The following is a 3,658-nucleotide window of genomic DNA, read 5'->3' as shown; positions in this document are numbered from 1 at the left end:
CCGGCGGCGGCCGCGACGATCGGCTTGGCGTGATAGGCGACGCCGAGCCCGGCCTTGCGGATCATCGCGAGGTCGTTGGCACCGTCGCCCACCGCCATCGTCTGCTCCGGCGCGAGGCCCAGCTCGGCCATCGCGCCGAGCAGCGTGGTTTCCTTGGTGCTGCTGTCGACGATCGGCTTGGTGACGGTGCCGGTGAGGACGCCGCCTTCGATCTCCAGCACATTGGCGATGCGGCAATCGAACCCGATCCGCGTGCCGACCGGCTCTGCGAAGCGAGTGAAGCCGCCCGAGACGAGGATCGTGTGGGCACCCCGCGCGCGCATCGTCTGCACCAGCGCCTCGGCGCCCGGCATCAGCCGCACGCGCTCTGCGAGGCACTGGTCGATCGCGGACTCGGGCAGGCCCTTGAGCAGCGCCACGCGGGCATCGAGCGCCTCGGCAAAATCCAGTTCGCCGCGCATCGCCCGCTCGGTCACCTCGGCGATCTGCGGCTTGATGCCGGCATAGTCGGCCAGCTCGTCGATGCACTCGACCGTGATCATCGTCGAATCCATGTCGGCGACGAGCAGCTTCTTGGCGCGATGGGCCTCCACCTGCACGATCACGTCGGCGCCGGGCACCGCCCCTTCCAGGGCAGCGCGCGCCGCATCGGGGTGGTGCGCGAAGGGCAGGTCCGCCGCCCTGCCCTCGTCCAGCCAGCGCCACGCGCCAGGCGCGCAGGCGACCGCCGCGATCCGATCGGCCGCTGCGTCCAGCTGCCCTGCCGTGAGACCTTCTGCTATCAGCGTCGCAATGAACATGATTTCCCCTGGGCTACCGCGCGTCGCGCTCATTGCAGGGCCGACGGCCAGCGGCAAGTCCGCGCTCGCGCTCGCGCTCGCCGAAAAGCATCGCGGCACCGTGATCAACGCGGATTCGATGCAGGTCTATGCCGATCTCCGCATCCTCACCGCCCGGCCCTCCGCAGAGGAAGAGGCCCGCGCCCCGCACCGGCTGTTCGGCCATATCGACGGCGCCGAGGCGTGCTCGGCCGCGCGCTGGGCCGCCGAGGCCCGGGCCGTCATCGCCGAAGCCCATGCCGAGGAGCGCCTGCCGATCCTGGTCGGCGGCACCGGCCTGTATCTGCGTACGCTGATCGACGGCATCGCGCCGATCCCCGAGATCGATCCCGCGGTTCGTACCGAGGTCCGCGCCCTCCCCGTCGCCGAGGCGCATGCAGCGCTCGCCCTTGTCGACCCCGGCGCCGCCGCGCGACTGCATGCCGGCGATACGCTGCGGGTCGCGCGCGCGCTCGAAGTCGTCCGCTCGACCGGTCGTACGCTGGCGGACTGGCAGGACCGCCGCGAGGGCGGCATCGGCGATACGATCCAGCTCGCCGCGCTCATCCTGCTGCCCGACCGCGACTGGCTCGGCGAACGGATCGACCGCCGCTTCGCGACGATGCTGGCGACAGCCGAGGACGAGGTCCGCGCCCTGCTTGCCCGTACCGACCTGCCGGCCGACGCGCCGGTGCTGCGCGCCATCGGCGTGCACGAAATCGGTAAGGTTCTTGCCAGCGAATGGAGCGAGGAAATGGCCCTCGCGGCGGGCGCTACCGCCACCCGGCAATATGCCAAGCGACAATATACCTGGTTCCGCCGCCAACCCCCTGGGGGGTGGGAGTCGACGGCGGAGACAGATACGTACGAAAATCTACGCCGTATTGAAATGAAATTATTTCCTTAGGGGTTGACGCATCATTTTCGTGCGGCTAGCAGCGCGTCTCCGACGGAAGCTTTCCGTACAGTAACCCATTTTCGCGAGTGCGTGGAGGTAAAGGTGACCGAGAAGAGCGGCGCAGACATCCTGATCGAGGCTTTGACCGATCTCGGGGTGGAAGTCGTGTTCGGCTATCCGGGCGGTGCCGTGCTTCCGATTTACGACGCCCTGTTCAAGCAGGACCGGATCAAGCACATCCTGGTCCGCCATGAGCAGGCCGCGACCCACGCCGCCGAGGGCTATGCGCGTTCGACCGGCAAGCCGGGCGTCGTCCTGGTCACCTCGGGCCCGGGCGCGACCAACGCGATCACCGGCATCACCGATGCGCTGCTCGACTCGATTCCGATGGTCGTGATCACCGGCCAGGTCCCGACAACGCTGATCGGCACCGATGCCTTCCAGGAGGCGGACACGGTCGGCATCACCCGCCACTGCACCAAGCACAATTATCTGGTGAAGCGGCCGGAGCTGCTCGGCGCGACCGTCCATGAGGCGTTCCACATCGCCACCTCGGGCCGCCCCGGTCCGGTCGTGATCGACATCCCCAAGGACGTTCAGGTCGCCACCGCGCGCTACGAGGCGCCGGGCCCGATCCAGCACAAGACCTATCGCCCGACCACGGAGCCGGAAGCGGCGAAGATCCAGGAAGCGGTCGACATGCTCGCCGCGGCCGAGCGCCCGGTCTTCTACACCGGAGGTGGCGTGATCAATTCGGGGCCCGAGGCCACGCGCCTGCTGCGCGAGCTGGCGGCGCTGACCGGCGCGCCGGTCACCTCGACCCTGATGGGCCTGGGCGCCCTGCCCGCCTCGTCGGACCAGTGGCTGGGCATGCTCGGCATGCACGGCACCTATGAAGCGAACATGGCGATGAACCAGGCCGACCTGATCATCGCGGTGGGCTCGCGCTTCGACGACCGCGTCACCGGCCGGCTCGATGCCTTCGCACCGAACAGCCGCAAGGTGCACATCGACATCGATCGTTCGAGCGTGAACAAGAATGTCCGCGTCGATCTGCCGATCATCGCCGATTGCGCGCGGGCGCTGGAGGCCATGGTCGAGAGCTGGAAGTCGCGCGGCCATCCCAAGCCCGATCTCGGCGAATGGTGGAGCCGCATCCAGGGCTGGCGTGCCCGCCGCTGCCTCGATTTCCCGGAAGCGGGCGAGACGATCATGCCGCAGCGGGCGATCCGCGCGCTGTACGAGGCGACCAAGCACCGCGCGCCGATCATCACCACCGAGGTCGGCCAGCACCAGATGTGGGCGGCGCAGCATTTCGGCTTCGAAGCGCCCAACAAGTGGCTGACCAGCGGCGGCCTCGGCACGATGGGCTATGGCCTGCCCGCCGCGATCGGCGCGCAACTCGGCAACCCCGACGATCTGGTCATTGATATCGCCGGCGAAGCCTCGATCCAGATGAACATCCAGGAGCTTGCGACCGCTACGCAATATCGGCTGCCGGTGAAGATCTTCATCCTCAACAACGAATATATGGGCATGGTCCGCCAGTGGCAGGAGCTGACCTACCAGTCGCGCTATTCGGAGAGCTATTCGGATGCGCTGCCCGATTTCGTGAAGCTGGCCGAGGCCTATGGCTGGAAGGGCATCCGCATCGAGAATCGCGGACAGCTGGACGACGGGATCCAGGCAATGCTCGACCATGACGGCCCGGTCCTGGTCGATTGCCGCGTCGCGAAGCTCGCCAATTGCTTCCCGATGATCCCGTCCGGCGCCGCCCATACCGAGATGCTGCTCCAGGCGAGCGAAGTCTCCGGCGAGATGGACGACGAGGCCAAGGCGCTGGTTTGATGGTACAGGAAACGGTCCATAGCCCCCTCCCCCATCTCGGGGGAGGGAGGGGCCCGCTGCCGAAGGCAGTGGGAGGGAGAGGGGCGATTTGCGT

3 protein-coding genes are annotated in these 3,658 nt (G+C 67.9%); 2 read left to right on the top strand and 1 reads right to left on the bottom strand.

The window, feature by feature from the left end:
- Nucleotides 1–800: phosphoserine phosphatase SerB (gene serB / locus SAZ01S_RS08420; protein WP_084581831.1), on the bottom strand; the 800-nt coding region annotated here is incomplete at its 3' end.
- Between serB and miaA the strand changes: the two genes are divergently transcribed.
- Together miaA and SAZ01S_RS08410 are read left to right on the top strand one after the other, a co-directional pair.
- Complete coding sequence (gene miaA, locus SAZ01S_RS08415) at nucleotides 799–1,725, top strand: tRNA (adenosine(37)-N6)-dimethylallyltransferase MiaA (RefSeq protein ID WP_439951220.1); 927 nt, start codon at nucleotides 799–801, stop codon at nucleotides 1,723–1,725. The two genes, serB and miaA, sit on opposite strands and share 2 nt — an antisense overlap.
- Nucleotides 1,726–1,818: 93 nt before the next feature.
- Nucleotides 1,819–3,564: an acetolactate synthase 3 large subunit gene (locus SAZ01S_RS08410; RefSeq protein ID WP_084581832.1), complete on the top strand. Its 1,746-nt coding sequence runs from the start codon at nucleotides 1,819–1,821 to the stop codon at nucleotides 3,562–3,564.
- Nucleotides 3,565–3,658: the final 94 nt, after the last annotated feature.

It is taken from the genome of Sphingomonas azotifigens NBRC 15497 (assembly GCF_002091475.1).
Classification (GTDB): domain Bacteria; phylum Pseudomonadota; class Alphaproteobacteria; order Sphingomonadales; family Sphingomonadaceae; genus Sphingomonas; species Sphingomonas azotifigens.
The sequence above is the reverse complement of the archived record's forward strand: the minus strand, read 5'-3'. Positions and strand labels throughout refer to the sequence as shown.

Bases quoted from the DNA above. Each gene is read 5' to 3' on its own strand.
- miaA (WP_439951220.1), top strand. From the start codon at position 799: ATGATTTCCCCTGGGCTACCGCGCGTCGCGCTCATTGCAGGGCCGACG.